Genomic DNA, 20258 nt, shown 5'->3' on the forward strand with positions numbered 1-20258 from the left:
GCGCTGAAATAAACGCGAACACCACGTAAGGGCCAGTCATGGCAAGAAACGCCTCAGCCAGTCCATCGGCAAAATCCGCGCCCGGCGCCAGCGAAGAGCGCGCGCGTTCCAGAAAAATCGGCGTTCTGGGCTCGTTGTGGCCGTTTATGAAGCCCTATAAGCTGTTGATGATCGGCGCGACATTGGCATTGATCCTGACGGCCAGCATGACATTGACTCTGCCGTTGGCCGTGCGCCGCGTGGTGGACAACTTCCGTATCGAAGATGGCGAGTTGCTGGATTGGTACTTTCTGGCTGCGCTGGGCATCGCCGGTGTCTTGGCCATCGGAACAGGTATTCGCTATGCACTGGTGACACGGTTGGGTGAGCGCGTCGTGGCCGACATTCGTAAGGCCGTGTTCGACCGCGTCATCGGGATGAGCCCCGAATTCTATGAACGCATCATGACCGGAGAAGTCCTGAGCCGGATCACCACTGACACGACGTTGATCCAGTCTGTGCTGGGCTCTTCGGTATCGATCGCGTTGCGCAACATGCTGATGTTCATTGGCGGTTTGGTGCTGATGCTGCTGACTTCGGCCAAGCTGACCGCGATGGTTTTGTTGCTGATTCCGCTGGTTGTAGTGCCGATTTTGGTGTTGGGGCGCCGGTTGCGCGTGATCAGCCGCGAAAACCAGGACTGGATCGCAGCCTCGTCCGGAAACGCAGGCGAAGCGCTGGGTGCGGTTCAGACCGTTCAGGCCTTTACCCACGAACAGGCAAGCCGCGCCCAGTTCGGAGAGATGACGGAAACTTCGTATGAGGTTTCTTTGCGCCGTATCCAAACCCGTGCCGTTTTGACTGTGATCGTGATTTTTCTGGTCTTCTCCGGCATCGTGGGCGTTTTGTGGATGGGCGCGAATGACGTCCGCAACGGTGTGATGACCGAAGGTGTTTTGATCCAATTCGTGATCTATTCGATCATCATGGCCGGCTCTGTCGCGGCCTTGTCAGAGATCTGGAGCGAACTTCAACGTGCAGCCGGCGCAACCGAGCGTCTGGTCGAATTGCTGAACGCGCAGGACACTGTGAACGACCCCACGCAAGCCAAGGCCCTTCCCGCGCCCGTGCGGGGCGAGATAAGGTTCGACGGCGTCACGTTCCGCTATCCTGCGCGGCCGGATGTGGTCGCGCTGGATCAGATGACTCTAACAGTCAGCCCGGGCGAAACGGTCGCCTTTGTCGGGCCTTCGGGGGCGGGCAAAACGACTGTCATTCAGATGATTCAACGTTTTTACGACCCGGATGCCGGTGGGGTAAGCCTGGATGGCGTCAACCTGCGTGACTTGGACCGATCTGAATTTCGACGTCACATGGCGCTGGTCCCCCAAGACCCCACGATCTTTGCCGCTTCGGCCCGTGAGAACATCCGCTTTGGCCGATTGGACGCAACGGATGCCGAAGTCGAGGCTGCCGCCCGCGCCGCGGCCGCGCATGACTTCATTTCGGCATTGCCGGAAGGCTATGACAGTTTCGTAGGCGAACGGGGCGTCATGCTTTCGGGTGGTCAGAAACAGCGCATTGCCATCGCGCGCGCGATCTTGAGGGACGCTCCGGTTTTGTTGCTGGACGAGGCGACCTCGGCGCTGGATGCGGAAAGCGAGCGGGCGGTGCAGGGTGCTGTGGATCAGATGCGTGCGGGACGCACCACGTTGATCGTCGCACACCGGCTGGCCACCGTGAAAAAGGCGGACCGGATCGTAGTGATGGATGCAGGTCAAATTGTGGCGCAAGGTACTCATGATGATCTGGTGGCGCAGGATGGTCTGTATGCACGTCTGGCGCGGTTGCAGTTCACCGATGGTGTAGCTGCCGAGTAGTATGACGTCGGGGAAACGGATTTTCGCCGTAGCGTAATTTAGTTTTTTACCCCCGCCCTCTCTAACCCGTTGCTTGAACCCGCGTGGTTTTACTTCCATCCTGTGATGGAAAAAGCCGCGCGCAGAGTGCGAAATAAAACGGGAGGAGACGCATGTCGTTTGTTGGCATCGACGATAAGAAGGAACTTGAACAGGAAATGCCGTGGGAGGATCGGGACGTTCCGGTCACATTCCACCAGTTACTGTCGCGAACCGCGACCAAGTTTCCGAACAACAATGCGATCAGCTTTCAGTTGTTTTCTGGTCCCACAGACAAGGCCGAGACGCTGACATGGTCGGACCTGCTGGGCAAGGTCAATCAGGCCGCCAATCTCTTCCGGTCGTTAGGTATCGGGGAACAGGACGTAGTCGCCTATATCCTACCCAACTGTAACGAGACGCTGATCACCATGATGGGTGGCGCGGTTGCAGGTATCGTCAACCCGATCAACCCTTTGCTTGAACCCGAACAGATTGCAGCCATCCTGCGTGAAACCGGTGCCAAGGTTGTTGTCACGCTGAAATCCTTCCCCAAGACGGATGTGGCCCAAAAGGTCGAAGAGGCCGTGCGGCATGCGCCCAAGGTCAACACAATCCTCGAAATTGATCTGAACCGCTATTTGACCCCGCCCAAGTCATGGATCGTGCCTCTTTTGCGTCCCAAGATGGGCGACAAGGAACATCTGGCGCATGCGGATTACAAAAGCTTCAGTAAAGAGCTTGCCAAACAGCCGACCACTCTGACTTTCGAAGACAGTAAGGAAGACCGCGTCGCCTGCAATTTCCACACCGGTGGTACAACGGGTATGCCCAAAGTGGCGCAGCACAAGTACTCGGGCATGATCTATAACGGCTGGCTGGGCGACACGCTGCTGTTCTCGGACGAAGACGTTGTTATGTGCCCGCTTCCGATGTTCCACGTCTTTGCCGTACATGTGATCATGATGGCGGCAGTTTCGTCGGGTGCGCATGTGGTATTCCCGACGCCGCAAGGCTATCGCGGCGATGGCGTGTTCGATAATTTCTGGAAGCTGATCGAGCGTTGGAAGGTGACATTTATCATCACTGTCCCAACGGCGATTGCCGCCAAGATGCAGCGCCCTGTAGATGCCGATATCTCAAGCGTGAAAACTGCGTTCTCGGGCTCGGCCCCGCTGCCGGTCGAGCTGTTCCGCCGCTTTGAAGAGGCCACGGGCGTCACGATCATCGAAGGTTATGGCCTGACCGAGGCAACCTGTCTGGTGTCGTGTAACCCGACGGATGGTGAGAAAAAGATCGGTTCGATCGGGATTCCGTTCCCCTATACGGACGTAAAAATCCTCAACGACAGCCCGGACGGCCCGGTCGAGTCTGCTGCCAATGAGATCGGCGAGATCTGTATTTCGAACCCGGGTGTCTACGCTGGCAATACCTATACCGAAGCCGACAAGAACGTAGATCTTTATCATTTCGACGAATACCTGCGCACAGGCGATCTGGGCCGCTTTGACGAGGACGGATACCTGTGGATTACGGGCCGCGCCAAAGATCTGATCATTCGCGGAGGTCACAATATCGACCCGGCTGAGATCGAAGAGGCCCTGCTGGGCCATGAGGCAGTCGCATTCGCTGGTGCCATCGGTCAGCCCGACGCCTATGCGGGAGAGGTGCCTTGCGCCTTTGTCGAACTAGTCGATGGGGCCAAGGTCACCGAACAGGAACTGATGGAATACTGCGACGTCCACGTTCACGAACGCGCCGCACAACCCAAGCACATGACCATTTTGGACGAACTTCCGAAGACCGCCGTTGGAAAAGTGTTCAAACCCGAACTGCGCAAACAGGCGATCACCCGTATCTACAACGGTGCGCTGGAAAAAGCTGGTGTCGAGGCCCGTGTTGTCTCGGTGATTGATGATAAAAAACGCGGTTTGGTCGCACAGCTTGACGCGAACGGTTCCTCGGACGACGATGTCAGTAAAGTGCTGGGCTCATTCACCCGGCCATGGGAATGGGCTGCCTGATTGCGGAGGACACATGGATTATGAACGCCTGATCGACGAAGAAACTTGGGCGTTCATAAGACGTACCGCTGAAAGCTATCCAGATGATGCGGTTGATCTGTCCATCGCGGATCAGCGCAACGTGTATGACGCCATGTGCCGCGACTTTCGCCAACCGCGCCCGGCGGGCGTTGAAACAGAAGACAGGCACGCCGAGGGTGTGCCTGTTCGCATTTACACTGCCGGTGATCCGACGCGGACGGTCGTCTATCTGCACGGCGGTGGGTTTGTTGTCGGAGGACTGGACAGCCACGATGACGTCTGCGCCGAAATTTGCGCGCAGACTGGGTACCGAATTGTTGCCGTAGATTATCGGCTCTGCCCCGAACATGTGCATCCAGCGCAGTTTCAGGATGCGTGGACCGCAGTGCAATGGGCCGCGAGTGAATTCGGTGACCCGCTTGTTCTGGCCGGAGACAGCGCCGGAGGCAATCTGGTCGCCGCTGTATCTCATCACGCGAGGGGTCGGCTGGATGGGATTCTGGGGCAGGTTCTGATTTATCCGGGATTGGGCGGGGACCGCTCCGAAGGGTCATATATCGAACATGCCCATGCGCCGCTTTTAACGTTAGAAGACATAGTCTTTTACGAAAAGGTGCGTTGCGGTGGCACACCTCCGCAAAGTGACCCGACCTACGCGCCTTTGCAGGATACGGATTTCGCCGGGCTGCCGCCCACAGTGATTGTGACGGCGGATTGCGATCCGCTGCGGGATGACGGGCCAGACTATTGCGCACGGATCAAAAAGGCCGGAGGGAAGGCACATTGCATCAACGAAGCGGGACTGGTGCATGGCTATCTGCGGGCACGAAGCTCGGTCAAACGTGCCGCAGATAGTTTTGAGCGGATTTCGATCGCGATTGAAGCGCTGGGCCAGCAAATCTGGCCCTATGACTGATCACTTCAGAAAGGGTTGCGCCTTCATGGTCTCGGCCACCGGTGCGCCTATCCTCGTCAGGATCGTTGGTGCCAACTGAAGCTGGTCTATGACCGTATCCGCCTCGGGGCCTTCCGCGTCGCCGAAGTAATACAGCGCCGTTTCCTGTTGCAGTGGACTGCGCCCTCCGTGGTGGCCGCGGTCGTCCTGACCGTGGTCGGCGGTGACGATAACCTCGTACCCCAACTGGCGCCAGCGGGGAATAAATGGGGCCAGCATTTCGTCCATGACAAAACAAGCGTGGTCCATCTCTTCGCTTTCGTGGAAAAAACGGTGCCCCATGCTGTCCAGAGTGCAAGTGTGCAGGATTCCGTAATCCAGCCCGAACCGAAGGCACATGTTGGTGAGCTGGGCAAACAGATCCACATCGCAGGGCGTCATCTGATTGGCTTTGCCGTAGCCCGTCATGGTGTGGAACCGGCCGTGGTTGATCGTCTTGCTGTTGGGTTCGTCATATTCCACGTCGCGCACGTAGTCGAAGGGATGGCGGTTGAAGAACTGCGACCAAAAACTATGAGTGACTGCCCCTGTGACGCCCCCGGCCTCGCGTACCTGGCTGAACACATCCTTGTGACCGAGGCGGAAGACATTGCCATTGCCGGTGCAGCCATGTTCCTGCGGTGAGACACCTGTGTGGATCGAAGCGTAGCAACTGGCTGAGATTGACGGCAGCACCGCGCGGTGTTTCCACACGCGCGCCTCGCCGCTGTCGACCCAACCCTCGAGGTTGCCGAACAGGCGGCGGAAATTACGCCAAGGGACACCGTCAAGGATGATGAGAAGAAGTTTGCGGTCCATGGTTCGGCCTTTTCATGGGGTCTTTCGGCGACCCTACGAGATTCGCAGGGCAGGGGCAGCTTGTTCCCGCCCCAAATAGCAAAATCCCGACACCTGTTTGTGACAAGCGTCGGGATTTTATGATTGTTTTGCGTGGGATCAGTTCCCGGCGCTCTCCATCTTGCGGTGGGCGACAACCTCTTCCAGCCAACCCAGATGCATCTCGGGCACCGAGCTGAGCAGAAGGTCGGTATAGTCGTCGAACGGCGGGCTTAGAACCTGCGATTTCGGGCCGTAGCGGACCACACGGCCCTGGTACATCACTGCAATACTGTCGCTGATCGCGCGGACCGTCGCCAGATCGTGAGTGATGAACAAATAGGCCACATCCTCGATCTTTTGCAGGTCCAGAAGCAGCTTCAGGATGCCATCCGCAACCAAGGGGTCGAGGGCCGAGGTGACCTCATCGCAGATGATCATCTTGGGCTTTGCCGCCAGTGACCGCGCGATACAGACACGCTGTTTCTGCCCGCCCGACAGCTCCGCCGGATAACGGTCGATGAACTTCTCGCCCAACTCGATCTCGTCCAGCAGTTCCACGATCCGCTTGCGTTTTTCAGCGCCGCGCATGTTGAAGTAGAACTCCAGCGGGCGTCCGATGATGGTGCCCACGGTTTGACGAGGGTTCATCGCAACATCGGCCATCTGGTAGATCATCTGCAATTCACGCAGATCCTCGCGGGTGCGTCCCTTGAGGTCGGGCGACAGCTTGCGCCCGGCAAACGTGATCTCACCATCGCGCGGCGGCAGCAGGCCGGTGATCACCCGCGCCAGCGTGGACTTGCCCGAACCCGATTCACCCACAACCGCCAGCGTCTGCCCTGGATGAAGCTCGACATTGACGTTGTGCAGCACATCGAAATTCAGCCCCTTGTAACGCGCGGTGATGCCGTCGACGCTGAGCACCGGTTCAGGTGTGGCCTGCTTTTCCTCGTGTTCGATCGAACGCACGGAGACCAGGGCCTTGGTGTACTCTTCCTGTGGGTTGTTGATGATCTGGTCGGTGGTGCCGTATTCGACCGTATTGCCCATGCGCAGAACCATAATGTCATCACTGACCTGCGCAACGACCGCCAGATCGTGCGTGATATACAGCGCGGCAACGCCGGTATCTGCAATAGCCTCTTTGATGGCCATCAGAACGTCGATCTGCGTGGTCACGTCCAGTGCCGTAGTGGGTTCGTCGAACACCACCAGATCAGGCTCGGGGCATAGCGCCAGCGCCGTCATGCAGCGCTGTAGCTGACCGCCCGAGACCTGGTGCGGATAGCGCTCGCCGATATTGTCGGGGTCGGGCAGACCCAGCTTGGCGAACAGTTCGCGCGCGCGGGCCTCGGCCTCTTTGCGGCTGAATTTTTTCTGTTCAACCGCAGCCTCGACCACCTGATCCATGATCTTTTTGGCGGGGTTAAAGGACGCCGCAGCGGACTGAGACACATACGTCACCTCACCCCCGCGCAGCTTGCGGATATCGCCATAGGACGTCTTCAGGATATCACGCCCGTTGACCCAGACCTCGCCTCCGGTGATCTGAACTCCGCCCCGACCATAGGCCATTGAGGCCAGACCGATGGTGGACTTGCCAGCCCCGGATTCACCGATCAGCCCCAGCACCTTGCCGCGTTCAAGGTCAAAGCTGACCCCGTGCACGATTTCGATGTCATGGGGCTTTTCGCCCGGCGGATAGACGGTCGCGCCGATCTTGAGGTCGCGGACCTTGAGAAGGGTATCACTCATCCCCGGCCTCCTTTCAGCGATGTGGTTCGGTTCAGGACCCAGTCAGCCACGAGGTTGACCGAGATTGCCAGCGTCGCGATAGCCACAGCGGGGTAAAGCGCCGCGCCGATGCCATAGACGATGCCGTCCTTGTTTTCTTTCACGATCCCGCCCCAATCGGCCAGTGGCGGCTGAACGCCCAGCCCCAGGAACGACAGTGTCGAGACGAAGAGAACCGCAAAGATGAAACGCAAGCCCAGTTCCGCCACCAGCGGCGACAGAGCGTTAGGAAGGATTTCGCGGAAGATGATCCACGACTGCCCCTCACCGCGCAGCTTGGCGGCCTCGACATAGTCCATTACGGCGATATCTACCGCGACCGCGCGAGCCAGGCGATAGACGCGGGTGGAATCCAACAGACCCATGACGATGATCAGAACCGGAATGGTCACTGGCACCATCGCCAGCACCACCAGCGCGCTGATGAGCGTCGGGATCGACATGATCAGGTCAACTGTTCGGGACATGACCTGATCGGCCCATCCCCCCAGAACAGCGGCCAAAAATCCAAGGATCGAACCGGTCACAAAGCTGAGGATCGTCGCAGCCGTCGCGATAAAGATCGTTGTGCGTCCGCCATAGATCATGCGGCTGAGAAGGTCGCGCCCGATATTGTCGGTCCCAAGCCAGAACTGCGAACTTGACGGTTCCCAGACATCGCCCACGACCTCGGCCATACCGTATGGGGCCAGCACAGGAGCCAGCAGAGCAATCAGAAAATAGAGGGCTGTAAAGGCCAGCCCGATCATTGCAGAGATGGGGATGTTCTTCATTTCGGATGCCTCAGCCTTGGGTTGGCCAGAATGGCAACGATATCTGCAACCATGTTTAGTCCGATATAGATCGCGGCAAAGATCACGCCGCAGGCCAGAACCACGGGCACATCTCGCTTGGTTACGTGGTCCACAAGGTACTGCCCCATGCCGGGATAGACGAACACCACCTCAACCACGACAACGCCGACGACCAGATAAGCCAGGTTCAACATCACCACATTGACGATAGGTGCGACTGCATTGGGCAGCGCGTGGCGGTAGATGATTTTAAAGTTGGTCAGACCCTTCAGTTCAGCCGTTTCGACATAGGCCGACTGCATCACGTTCAGAATAGCGGCGCGCGTCATACGCATCATATGCGCCAAGACAACCATGGTCAGCACCATGACGGGCAGTGCGATCGAGTTCAGCTTTTGCCCAAGTGACATGCTGTCATTGATCATTGCCAGCGGCGAGAACATGCCCAGTTTTACGGCAACGAAATAGACCAGCACATAGCCGATCAGGAATTCCGGGATCGAGATTGTGGTCAGCGTGACAGCCGAAATCAGTTTGTCCGGCCACCGGTTGCGGTAGCGCACTGCCAGCAGGCCCAGAAAAATGGCCAGTGGAACCGAAACCAGCGCGGCCCAGAACGCCAAGAACAGAGTGTTGTTCAGACGGCCGCCAACAGATTCGGCGATGTCCAGCTTGTTTGTCAGGGACTGGCCCAGATCGCCTTGCACAATGCCACCCAGCCATTCGAAATAGCGGGTCAGGGCAGGGCGGTTCAGACCCATTTCTTCGCGTAGGTTAGCCAGAGCTTCAGGGGTTGCGGACTGCCCCAGGACGGCTTGCGCGGCGTCTCCGGGAAGGGCTTCGGTCAGGCCAAAAATCAGGGCCGAAGCGCCGAGCAGCAATAGGAGTCCCAGCGCCAGGCGCTGGGAAACCAGTTTCAGAATAGGATGCATTCGTCCGTGATCCGTATCAGACGAACCACATCTTACGAGACATCTGACCGTTCATCAGCTCTTGGGTCGGGTCGGTCTCCCAACCTTCCAGCTGGTTGCTGACGCCTTCGACAAAGTCGTTGAACATCGGGCAGATCAGGCCGCCTTCGTCGCGGACCATCTGGCCCATCTGGCTGTAGATGTTCTTGCGCTTGTCATTGTCCAGCTCGGCACGGGCTTGGAACAACATTTCGTCAAAGCTGGCAACCTTGAACCGCGTGTCGTTCCAGTCAGCGGTCGACAGATACGCGGTCGCGTACATCTGATCCTGAACCGGACGGCCACCCCAATACGAGGCGCAGAAGGGCTGAACGTTCCATACTTCGGACCAGTAGCCATCGTTGGGCTCACGCTTGATTTCCAGCGGGATACCGGCCTGAGCGGCGGTCTGCTGGAACAGAGCGGCGGCATCCACGGCACCCGGGAATGCACCATCTGCGACGCGCAAGATGATGGGCGATCCGTCATGGCCGGACTTCTTATAGTGCTCGGCGGCTTTTTCGATGCTGAATTCACGCTGTGGGATCGAGCCATCGAACAGAGGATATGCCGCGTTGATCGGCATGTCGTTCCCGATCGAGCCATAACCACGAAGAACCTTGTCGACCAGTTCCTGACGGTTGATTGCATATTTCAGTGCCAGACGCAGTTCGTTGTTGTCGAACGGTGCGGTGTCGCAATGCATGATGAACACATAGTGCCCACGACCAGCTGTTGAATGCACTGTCAGGTTGGGTGCGCGGCCCAGCAGGTCTGCCACTTTGGGCTCGACCCGGTTGATCGCGTGAACCTGGCCCGACTGCAATGCGGCTGTACGGGCGGTTGCGTCGTTGATTACAACCACTTCGACGCTGTCGAAGTTGCCAAAATCACTGTTCCAGTGGTTGGCAAATTTCTTGAACACATGGCGTACGCCGGGCTCGTCGACCTCCAGTTGGTAGGGGCCGGTGCCGATACCGGCGCCGGGGTTGTCCATGCCGCCGTCTGGCTGGATGATCAGGTGGTAGTCGGCCAGCAAATAGGGAAGGTCGGCATTCGCTTCGGTCAGTGTGACCTGGAAATACTCGCCATCGGCCTTCATGGACTCGATGCCCTTCATGATGCCCAGAGCACCGGACTTGGAGTCTTCGTTCGAATGGCGCTCCATGGTTTTCAGCACGTCTTCGCTGGTCATGGTCTTGCCATTGTGGAATTCCACGCCTTGGCGCAATTTGAAAGTCCAAACCTTAGCGTCCGCGCTGCCTTCAACGCTTTCGGCGACGCGTGGCTCGATCGAGCCATCGGGCGCGACCTCGACCAGCGTGTCACCGAACTGCTTGCCGTTCGCGAACGGAACCGAGCTGGCATAGGTTGCCGGGTCAAGCGAGTTGGTGGATTCGCCGCCCTGAAGGCCCAGCTTAAGATCGCCGCCCTTTTTTGGTCCCGCTGCGCGAGCTGCATCTGCAAACATGGTGCTGGCCATCGCTGCCGAAACACCCAATGCTGCCGCTTTTCCCATAAATTCGCGGCGGGTCAGTTTCCCGGCTGTGACCTGTTTGGTCATGTGAGTGAGTTGTTCGTTCATCCAAAGATCTCCCAGTTGATTGGATTCCAGCCCTTGCGCGGGCTTTTTATTGACGCATGAGTCAAAGTTGGCTGATTTTTGCCCACCGGGCAAGTTTTATTGTCATACATTTGCATCGCACTGAGTCACATCTGCTCGCGCGGGATCGAATCCTCCGTTTCCTTTGAAAATACCTCTGTCTCGCCCTCATAGGCGGTCAGTTTGGCTTTCAGGTAAAAGGTATTGATATCCGACCACATTTCACAAGTGGTCACGGTGCGCAGGTGAATGTCATCCCGGCGCATTTCCTGTGTCCAAACACATTGACCGCGCGCTGAAAGCGGATCTTCGGGGTGAATAGACCATTTTTCGGTGGCCGTGCCCCCGTGTGTCAGACCGTGGTGTTTATCTGTGATCAACCCAAAATCATCTTCGATGATCAAGTGCGTTTCGCCCGTGTTCATGTCTGTTTCTACACGGCGTTTGTTGCTGTCTGCACGCAGAGTGTCGACATCGCGAGGGGTTTCAGAATCGGCGGGTTCGAACACCCATTCGTCCCCGGATGACGGGCGAAGAGGGATATCGATCTCACCCTTGGTCATATGAAGCTCGGTCGCCTCGGGCGAGGGCCAGATCAGCGGCCAGTAAGTGCTTGAGATTGCGACACGCAAATGATGCCCTTTGGGAACGCGGTACGCGATATGGTCGAGGTCTAATTCTATCTCGAAGGGTGCGTTGGGTGTCAGGGCCGACGGGGTCGCGTGGCTGTCTCGGTGTGACAGATTAAGGACCCCATAGGTGATACGCGTCGACGCACCGTCGGGGTGCACGTGGTTCAGACGCACGGCAATCTGTGCTTGTGGTTTGTCGGCGCTGACGCGAAGCCGTAGTCGAGGTGCGCCAACGATATCCAAATCATCGGACAGTACTGCGCCGTCGAAACAAGCAGACAACGCGTCGTCCCTCCGCTGATCACCGGGCATGTCCGGGCCGAGCCAGATGGCGCAATACTCGCCGCCTTCCATCCCGCAGGTGTGCGGCGACCGGATGCGAGCGTCCAACGCGCCTGACGCGCCCAACCCGTCCTCGGTCAGCGCCAACGTCTGAACAGGCAAGTGCGTGGTCGCGCCCTTTTCTTCAGCGATCCAGCGGCCGGGACGTTCGGTGTACCAACGTTGCGGGCGAACGCCGTCCATAAGATAGGCACGGTAATCCGGGTCCTGGTCCACTCCGGTATTTCGGCCTTTTAACCAGTGGTCCCACCAGCGCAGCGCCTCTTGCAGGAAGCCAATCCGGGGCTCGGGGATCGCGAAATGCGGATACTTGTGCACCCATGGTCCCACGATCCCTTTGGCTGGGGCGTCAAGTTGTTCGACCAGCAGAGGAACAGTGTTTTTATAGGCGTCACCCCATCCTCCGACAGCGAGGGTTGCGGCCCGGATAGCACCGAAATCCTCGCAGACCGAGCCGTGCTGCCAATAGGCATCCCGAGTCTGATGCCGCAGCCAGACCGACGGCAGGAATGGTTCATTTTCCAGTCGATCCAGCCATAGTTCGCGCCAGTTCGGGCGCAGTGCCGGATCAGGAGCGCGTGACGAATACGACCACATTGTTGCCCCCCAGCCGAGGTTTTCGTTCAGCAGGCAACCGCCCTTGTAGTGGATGTCGTCGGCATAGCGGTCTGCGGTTGAGCAGAGGGTGATGATCGCCTTTAGGGCCTCGGGCTGCATTGCAGCGACCTGCAACGAATTGAAACCGCCCCAGCTGATCCCCATCATCCCAACTTGACCCGTGCACCAGGGTTGGTCGGCCAGCCACCGGATCGTCGAGACGGCGTCGTCCAACTCTTGTTGGGTGTACTCGTCCTCCATCAGCCCTTCGCTGTCGCCATTTCCGCGCATATCGACCCGGATGCAGGCGTAACCGCGCTTAGCGAACCAAGGATGTGTCAGGGCATCGCGCGTCGCGGTGCCGTCGCGTTTGCGGTAGGGCAGGAACTCCAGAATGGCAGGGACAGGATCGTCCTGCGCATCCACCGGTCGCCAAAGGCGGGCAGACAGGCGGCACCCATCTGGCATGTGAATACCGATATCTGGCAGGTCTTCGATCTCGCGCAGCGCATTGGAGGGATGAGTCATCGGATCAGTCTCGTGGTCTTGTGCGTTTCGGGTGAGATAAAAATCGTCAATTCAAGAGCGAATTGCGACAAGCAGATCCATCACGTTTGTTCCGGTGGGGCCGGTCACCAACAAAGCATCTGCACGCTCAAGGTAACTGCCGCTGTCGGCATTCTGAAGCGCTTGCTCTGCGCCGTCTGCCCAAGTGGTTCCATCGACAATACCGCCTGCCGCCTGCGTCGGACCGTCGGTGCCGTCAGTGCCGCCTACGACCACCGTCAGCCCTTCGACGCCAGCGATTTCCTTGGCCAATGCCAGCGCCAGCGCCTGATTGCGCCCGCCGCGTCCCGGATCGTCCGGCAGAACAACCGTCGGTTCGCCTCCAAAGATCATAACTCCCTTTGGCATGTCGCGCAGGCGTGGGCCGAGGGTCGCTGCCACGGCAAGAAAATCGTCGTGCAAAGCTTCTTCATCGGCAAATACCGCTGCGCCTTCGATTTCGGCCTGTCGGACAGCGGCCGCACGGGCGTGGGCGTTTGAGGCCACAATCTGTGCCGATGCTTCGAAATCACGGGCGTCGGGGAGCGCTCCAATCCCCGAGCCGATGACACTCAGATCATCCCCAGGCACATCCGAGATCGCCAGAACCGTTGCTTTGCGTCCTTTGAAATGGGACAGCAATCCGGCCCCCTTGATCCGGGATATCTTGCGACGTTCGACATTCATCGCAGTGATATCAAGCCCTTGGGACAAAAGCCGTTTGTTCAATCGCTCAAGATCATCCAGCGTCTGGCCCGGTACCAGATCTTCCGCCAGCGATGATGCGCCGCCTGACACGAGCAGTAGCAGGTGCGACGAAGCTCCCATTCCTTCCACGGTTTGTCGCAGCGCACGCCCACCGTCCAGACTGCGCGCGTCAGGAACAGGATGAGACGCCTCGATCACCGTTACATGATCAGGCAGGCCCCGTCCGTGATCGTCCTTGGTGACGACAAGGGTTGGCACCGGGCCGAAATGCTCAAGCGCGGCGAGGGCCATTGCCGCTGCAGGTTTTCCCACTGCCAGAATTTGGTCGGGCGCTGGGATATCACCAAGGGCTGTCTGCGTTGCGGCGTGGCCGCCAACGGCATCCACGCCTGCTTGCCAGATGCGTATTGCCTTTTGCGTTTGCTTCATCAGTTCTCCACCCAGATTGTGACCGGCCCGTCATTTACCAGTTCCACGGCCATATCCGCACCGAATTGCCCGGTTTCGACAGATATGCCTTGCGCGTACAGAAAGCGCGCGAATTCTTCGTACAGGTGCTTGCCAATCTCAGGCGGGGCAGCTTCTGAGAAACCTGGCCGGTTTCCCCGTGTCGTATCTGCCGCCAGCGTGAACTGGCTGATCACAAGCGCCGAGCCCCCAATATCCTGAACCGACCGATTCATCTTGCCGGCGTCGTCCTTGAAAATTCGCAGTTTTGCGATTTTGGTCGCCAACTGCTCTGCTTTAACCAAGTCATCGCCCTGCATGGCACAAACCAGAATCATCAGGCCGGGACCGGTCCGCCCAACGACAACACCATCTACGCTGACCTTGGCTTTGGAAACTCTTTGTAAAACGGCCCGCAAGTGCTGCTCCTTTAGTTAATCGGCCCAGGTGATAAATTCACTTGGTGCAGCGCGTGTTGTACGAAATCCATTTGCCGGATGCTCTGAATCCGCATAGCCGAAGGAAATTGCGCAAAGGATCAGCCGGTCGTCAGGGATGTTGAAAAACCGGTGCAGGAATGGGCCGTAGCTGGCCACGGCTGCCTGCGGGATGGTCGCCACGCCCACAGCCTGCGCCGCCAGCGTAAAAGCGGTGATAAAACCGCCACAATCCATTGCACCATATGGGCCCAGCTCGGCTGGGCTGGACACAATCGCGCAATGAGGCGCACCGAAAAGGGTAAAGTTCTGCATCATCTGTTTTGCGGAGGCGGATCGGTCTCCGCGTTCAACACCCACCGCTTCGTATAAAGCCCAGCCACATTCGCGGCGACGGTCCTTGTAAACGCCAGAATATGACGTCGGAAAGGGCAGATCAGGCGCAGGCGCGCCAGTGGTCGCCTCTTCTTGTAGCGTTTTTCGGAAGGTATCGGTTTGGGCACCGCTGGTAACGATAACATCCCATGGCTGTGCGTTGCACCAACTTGGCACACGTGCCGCGCTTGTCAGTATTTGCTCGATCTGGTCTTTCGGAATCGGATCAGGGCGAAAAGCGCGACAGGAATGGCGCTCGTCCAGCAATTTGTTCAATTCGGATAGCGTCACACTGGCCTCTCCCCTCGGCGTTGACGACGCGCAGGATGGCGTCTGACCAAAGGATGTTCAAGCAGTTATCCGGCGGGTAGTGTGTCTGTCTATTGCTGACCGGTCGCGATCAGATAGCCAACCCCCGCGGCAAACAGCAAACCAAGCGCAACGGCGATGGTGATCTTGATAGCAGACCAGGGGCGTTCGCCCTGTACCCGTCCCGTGCGGCCATTCACCACGAACCGATAGGTCTGGCCGCGATACTTGTAGGCCGCCATCCAGACGGGCAACAGGATGTGTTTGAAGGTGACATTCCGCACATCGGTATCAATCGCGTGTATGCGCTGACGGTCGCCGCCTATATCAAAGCGCACGTCCCGCTCGATCACGCGGGCCATATGGCCGCGCGCCTCGGTATAACCTTCCTTCAGCTCGACCGAGTACGCCTCGGCCCGGAACCCGGCCAGATATTCGGGCTGATAGGGTTCCAGCGCAGGCAGATCCCAAGGCTCCAACGCGTCGGTATAGGTTTTGGGTAAGGACCGAGAGGCCAGCACCAGCACATCGTCAAAGAAACGCGCCACCCGCCCGGATTTGGGCGACCATCGCACTTTGGGAACCTGCTGTTGCACCCGCTTGCCATCGCGCATGACAGTGCGGGTTTCGTAATAGACCGTGCCGCGCTCACCTCGGTAGCTGGACTGGGTGTTGGCATCAAAGGTCCAGTAGGGCACATAGATACCCTGCATTTTCCGGCCCTTGCGGGCATAGTCCTTGAGCCCGTTAGGCGCAAACCACAGCCGGCCCAACCAATCGCCCATCGCCTTATGCGCAGCCCGCTCATCCAGCGCAAAAGGCAGCACGCCGCGCGGCTTGATGTGCCGGTTGACTCCGGTATCCGTCACCACGGGCGTGGCGCAGAATGGGCATTCTGCGGCATGGGTGGCTGGGTCGAATTCGACCTGGGCCGCACAATTGGGACAAGAAAGAACGCGCGTTTCCTCGATCTCGGTATCGGGCAGCCGGTCGGCGATGGCGGTGTCGAAATCCAGCTCTTTCAGGCTGGCCCCGCCCCACGGACCTGCGCCGATGGGTTCCGAATGGCCGCAATGGTCGCAGGTCAAAGTGCCATCGCCCGGGTTGAAACGGTAATCCGCGCCGCATTGGTCACAGGGGAAACGGTGTTCTTCTGTCATAGCTTGGCCTCTGTGTTCGTGGCGCTGCTCCCGGGGCCAATTATCAAACGAACAACCAAGGCCGAGAGGATGCAGATTGCGACGAAATTCAGAGAGTTCTTTGCAAATACCCACCAACCATAGTCGGTGTAGACACCGTTGATCGAGATGGTGTCAGTCCCGTCGCCATAGCTGGATGTGCTTTTAGGATCCTGCGACATTAGCCAGCTTCTGAAGAACCTGAAGGTCAGTCGAATGGCGATGAGGTTTACCGCAATCCCTGCGCCCCAAATGGCCGCACGTATATAATTGATCCGGCGGCGCATCATGAAGCGCAGAAAGGGTTTGACCAACAGCCAGCAAATAAAAAACGATATTGGCAGGCCAAACAACGCGTACCAAAACACAAGGAACACAGAGTCCACGTCCAGAGCTTCACGGCTCAGGCTGGCAAACAACGGTACGCCGATAACGCCCACCCAGCCCAACAGCGCAGACAGTTTCACCGCACATCCCAGATCGCGCTGAGAATACGGAGACTCCGCCTTGACGTCGGCCACCGATTACGCCCCCGGCGGCGGTGGCGGCAGGATGGTGAACAGCTGTGCCAGTTCCTGCACCTCGCCCGCCTTTTTCCAGCCGTCCTGACCGGCGGTCCAGACATGGGTGTCACGGGTTAGCTCTCCGTCAGTGGCCATTCGGCCCATCTTGGCCTTGGAAAACGGCCCGCTGGTCTGCCCGTCGACGGCGATATGCCAAACATGCTCAACCGGAGGCGGGGGCGGCGGTGCCGCATGTGCAACTGTTTGCGGGGCAGCGGGGGCGGAGCTGCCCCACGGGCCGCTCGGTTGACCCGCTGCCATGTTCGCCATCTGCTGCGCCATCGCCATTCCCATGCCCATACCAAGACCGGCGCCCATGCCACCGCCCTGACCGGGGTTGTTGGCGGCTGCGGTCATCGCCTCGGCTGCAGAATACTGGGTGAACTTGCCCAAATCACCGGCCAGACCCATAGATGTGCGCTTATCCAGCGCCGCTTCGACCGCCGGCGGCAATGAGATGTTTTCGATGTAAAACTCAGGCATCTCCAACCCGTACCCATCCAGCACGGGCGAGACCTCAGCCGCGATCAGTTTGCCTAGATCGGCGGTGTTGGCCGCCATGTCCAGAACCGGAATGCCCGATCCCGCAATCACGCGGCTGAATTCCTGCACAATGATGTTGCGGATCTGAAAGCTGATCTCATCCATGGTGAATTCGCCATCGGTGCCGACGATCTCGACCAGAAACTTCGCGGCGTCCTTCACCCGCACCGTATAGGTGCCAAAGGCCCGAATGCGGGTTGGCCCAAATTCGGGATCGCGCAGCATGATCGGGTTCTTGGTGCCCCATTTCAGATCGTTGAACCGGGTCGTGTTGACGAAATAGACCTCGGATTTGAACGGAGACTGAAAACCGTGATCCCAATGCTGCAGGGTCGTCAGGATCGGCATGTTGTTGGTTTCAAGCATATAAAGGCCCGGCGTGAACACATCCGCCAGTTGCCCTTCATGCACAAAAACGGCGGCCTGACCTTCGCGCACGGTCAGCTTGGCACCGTATTTGATCGCATGGCCTTCGCGCTCGAACCGCCAGACCATTGTGTCACGGGTGTCGTCGACCCAGTGAATGACGTCGATGAATTCTCCGGTCAGAAAATCGAAAATACCCATTGGGGCCTCCTTATCCTTGGGCCTATAGCGGCTGGCCCATCAATTCACGTGCCAGTATCCGCACCACGGGGCGGGCATCCTGTGCCGTCACGCCCGGTTGCAGGCGCGGATCGTAAAGCATTGAAAGCAGTTTCTCGTCATGGCTGGTCAGCAGAGCAAACTCGTCATCGTCGTTAAAGATCGAAGGCCGTGCGGCCGGACTGTCGTTGGACAGGCCAAGACCCTGCGCCATTTCTTCATGGATGCAACTGCGGCGCAGCAGGTCCGGCAATTCCGTTCGGATGAGTACCACGGCCCGCACGAACTGGTTCGGCGCCCGGTTAGTGGGGGACGCAATTACAAAGCAATCAATATTGGCCCGAGGGTTTGCGACCAGTTCAATGACCGGTTGGCTGATCCCCGGCGCGAGCTCCTTGAGGCGTGACACCACGTATGCGCTGTCGTCTTTGCCTGCAAAAAAGACATGAAAATTCGGTTTTCTTGTGACGACAGAAATCGGGTGGCTGGTAAGTCTCGCTAACCTTTCGGTGTAGGCGTTGACCTGAGCGGTATCCTGTTCGCGCAACTGTGGTTCCACGGTGGGCGCAAACTCAATTTGGACACGAACCGGGGTGGTCCAGCGGCTGAGTTGCCCCTCGGTGCTGTACGTCGTCGCGGTGACGGCGTGGTCGGGATACTCGTTGTAAAACGCAATCACGTCGAAATTGCGCTCAAGGTCGCTGGCGTCGTAGGGCGTATCTGGCCCCCCGCCATCTGTGCGCAGCAGGCCGCGCGTGACCAGATCGCGCTCGACCCGCTGGTAAAACCGCGCAAGATCCTGACTGGCGGCCGAGGGCGCGACATATGCGTTGGGCGCGGGCGTTGCCGGCGCAGGGCGGGGTTCAGGCACTGCAGACGCGGTCAGGGTTTCGTCGCAACTGGCCAAGGCCCAAAGCGCAACGCACCCCAACGCATATCTGAGTGTCCTTAGTCCTGCCACCGTATCAGTCCGGAACAGCGGTGCCGGAATTGTCGCCGATGCCGTCCTTGCGGGCCTTGGCAGCGGCCAGCGTGTCGCGCAGCTCGGCCTCCATCTTCTGAAGCTCTTCTTCGGCGGCCGCACGTTTGGCTTTGCCCTCATCGGCAATAGCAAGGCTTTCATTGATCGTTCCGATCAGATCAGCATTGGCCTGTTTTACAGCTTCGATGTCGAACACGCCGCGCTCCATCTCTTCGCGGATCATCTTGTTCGACTGCCGCAGATTGGCCGCGTTCGAGGTCAGCAACTCATTCGTCAGGTCGTTGGCCTCACGAACGGCCGAGGCAGCCTCGGCACTGCGCTGGATAGTAACCGCCTGCGCCAGTTGGGTTTCCCACAGCGGTACGGTGTTCACCAATGTCGAATTGATCTTGGTCACCAGCGACTTGTCGTTTTCCTGTACCAAGCGGATTGAGGGCAGCGACTGCATCGTCACCTGTCGGGTCAGTTTCAGGTCATGCACGCGGCGTTCCAAATCATCCCGCGCGGCGCGCAGGTCGCGCAATTCCTGCGCTTTCATGACCTGATCATCTTCGGGGGCGGCCTGAACGGCGGCCTCTTTTTCGGGAATATCGTGGCTGTCCAGTTCGGTCAGCTTTTCCTCACCCGCCGCGATATACAGCGCCAGCTCATCGTAAAAACCCAGCGTCTTTTCATAGAGCATATCCAGCGATTTGATGTCTTTCAGCAGCGTATGCTCATGCGCCAACAAATCGTCAGTAATGCGGTCTATCTGGCCCTGTACTTGTTCGTATTGCGCGGTGAACTTGGCAAATGGCGCCGCGCGGCCCATTAGTTTTTCCCACCAGCTTCGTTCGCGCCGTACGTCCAGCTCGCTGACCGAGAAACCGCGAATGGTGGTCACGATGTTGCGCAGGCTGTCTCCGGCTGGTCCAACATCCTTGTTGCGTACGTCGGCCAACATGGCTTGGCTTATTTCCTGCAGTTCGGCTTGCGCCGAAGATCCGAACGCGACGATCGAGTTGGTGTTGTCCATGTCGATCTCTTCCATCCGCTTGCGAATTTCGGCACTGACAGGCTCGTCGGCATCCTCCAGCGAGATGACCTCGGCGGTGGGGTCGGGAAGGGCAACTGCAGTAACTTCCTGCACCATCGTCTCGGCTTCGACCGCCTTATTCTTGATTTCGTCGGACATGGG

The 20258-nt window shown here is 58.5% G+C and carries 17 protein-coding genes; 3 read left to right on the top strand and 14 right to left on the bottom strand.

The window, feature by feature from the left end; genetic code table 11:
- Nucleotides 1-38 precede the first annotated feature (38 nt).
- The 3 genes from ACR0DX_RS07800 (at nt 39) to ACR0DX_RS07810 (ending at nt 4838) form a co-directional block, all read left to right on the top strand.
- Nucleotides 39-1859: an ABC transporter transmembrane domain-containing protein gene (locus tag ACR0DX_RS07800; protein ID WP_170352422.1), complete on the top strand. Its 1821-nt coding sequence runs from the start codon at nt 39-41 to the stop codon at nt 1857-1859.
- A gap of 152 nt (nt 1860-2011) precedes the next feature.
- Complete coding sequence (locus ACR0DX_RS07805) at nt 2012-3901, top strand: acyl-CoA synthetase (RefSeq protein ID WP_170352423.1); 1890 nt, start codon at nt 2012-2014, stop codon at nt 3899-3901.
- A 13-nt stretch (nt 3902-3914) separates the two neighbouring features.
- Complete coding sequence (locus ACR0DX_RS07810; protein WP_170352424.1) at nt 3915-4838, top strand: alpha/beta hydrolase; 924 nt, start codon at nt 3915-3917, stop codon at nt 4836-4838.
- On the opposite strand, the gene ACR0DX_RS07815 is transcribed toward ACR0DX_RS07810, so the two are convergent.
- The 14 genes from ACR0DX_RS07815 to ACR0DX_RS07880 all read right to left on the bottom strand — a co-directional run bounded on the left by ACR0DX_RS07815 (nt 4839) and on the right by ACR0DX_RS07880 (nt 20255).
- Nucleotides 4839-5675 (bottom strand): alkaline phosphatase family protein, encoded by an 837-nt coding sequence (locus ACR0DX_RS07815; protein WP_170352425.1) that lies wholly within the window; start codon nt 5673-5675, stop codon nt 4839-4841.
- 138 nt (nt 5676-5813) lie between these two features.
- The gene (locus ACR0DX_RS07820) at nt 5814-7451 is read right to left on the bottom strand and encodes an ABC transporter ATP-binding protein (protein WP_480845694.1); all 1638 of its coding nucleotides are present in this window, start codon (nt 7449-7451) and stop codon (nt 5814-5816) included.
- Nucleotides 7448-8263 carry an ABC transporter permease gene (locus tag ACR0DX_RS07825; protein WP_170352427.1) on the bottom strand — a complete coding sequence of 272 codons (816 nt, stop codon included), beginning with the start codon at nt 8261-8263 and terminating at the stop codon, nt 7448-7450. Before ACR0DX_RS07825 ends, ACR0DX_RS07820 begins: the two co-directional genes overlap by 4 nt.
- Complete coding sequence (locus tag ACR0DX_RS07830) at nt 8260-9216, bottom strand: ABC transporter permease (RefSeq protein WP_170352428.1); 957 nt, start codon at nt 9214-9216, stop codon at nt 8260-8262. Before ACR0DX_RS07830 ends, ACR0DX_RS07825 begins: the two co-directional genes overlap by 4 nt.
- Nucleotides 9217-9232: 16 nt before the next feature.
- A complete protein-coding gene (locus tag ACR0DX_RS07835; RefSeq protein ID WP_170352429.1) occupies nt 9233-10819 on the bottom strand; it encodes an ABC transporter substrate-binding protein in 1587 nt (528 codons plus the stop codon).
- Nucleotides 10820-10944: 125 nt separating this feature from the next.
- On the bottom strand, nt 10945-12936 hold the full coding sequence (locus ACR0DX_RS07840) for a CocE/NonD family hydrolase (protein ID WP_170724345.1): 1992 nt from the start codon (nt 12934-12936) through the stop codon (nt 10945-10947).
- A 51-nt stretch (nt 12937-12987) separates the two neighbouring features.
- Nucleotides 12988-14091: a DUF4147 domain-containing protein gene (locus ACR0DX_RS07845; protein WP_480845698.1), complete on the bottom strand. Its 1104-nt coding sequence runs from the start codon at nt 14089-14091 to the stop codon at nt 12988-12990.
- Nucleotides 14091-14528 (bottom strand): D-aminoacyl-tRNA deacylase, encoded by a 438-nt coding sequence (dtd, locus tag ACR0DX_RS07850; RefSeq protein WP_170352432.1) that lies wholly within the window; start codon nt 14526-14528, stop codon nt 14091-14093. The genes ACR0DX_RS07845 and dtd overlap by 1 nt, the downstream gene beginning before the upstream one ends.
- A gap of 15 nt (nt 14529-14543) precedes the next feature.
- Complete coding sequence (locus ACR0DX_RS07855; protein WP_170352433.1) at nt 14544-15212, bottom strand: nitroreductase; 669 nt, start codon at nt 15210-15212, stop codon at nt 14544-14546.
- 89 nt (nt 15213-15301) lie between these two features.
- Nucleotides 15302-16390 carry a TFIIB-type zinc finger domain-containing protein gene (locus tag ACR0DX_RS07860; RefSeq protein ID WP_170352434.1) on the bottom strand — a complete coding sequence of 363 codons (1089 nt, stop codon included), beginning with the start codon at nt 16388-16390 and terminating at the stop codon, nt 15302-15304.
- Nucleotides 16387-16929 (bottom strand): hypothetical protein, encoded by a 543-nt coding sequence (locus ACR0DX_RS07865; protein ID WP_170352435.1) that lies wholly within the window; start codon nt 16927-16929, stop codon nt 16387-16389. Before ACR0DX_RS07865 ends, ACR0DX_RS07860 begins: the two co-directional genes overlap by 4 nt.
- Before the next feature lie 3 nt (nt 16930-16932).
- Nucleotides 16933-18081, bottom strand: a complete 1149-nt coding sequence (locus ACR0DX_RS07870) for an SPFH domain-containing protein (protein WP_170352436.1) — start codon at nt 18079-18081, stop codon at nt 16933-16935.
- Between the two features lie 22 nt (nt 18082-18103).
- Entirely contained in the window at nt 18104-19060 is a 957-nt protein-coding gene (locus ACR0DX_RS07875; protein ID WP_170352437.1) for a DUF2927 domain-containing protein, read from the bottom strand.
- A 4-nt stretch (nt 19061-19064) separates the two neighbouring features.
- The gene (locus ACR0DX_RS07880; RefSeq protein ID WP_170352438.1) at nt 19065-20255 is read right to left on the bottom strand and encodes a toxic anion resistance protein; all 1191 of its coding nucleotides are present in this window, start codon (nt 20253-20255) and stop codon (nt 19065-19067) included.
- Nucleotides 20256-20258: the final 3 nt, after the last annotated feature.

It is taken from the genome of Ruegeria sp. D3, assembly GCF_056534465.1.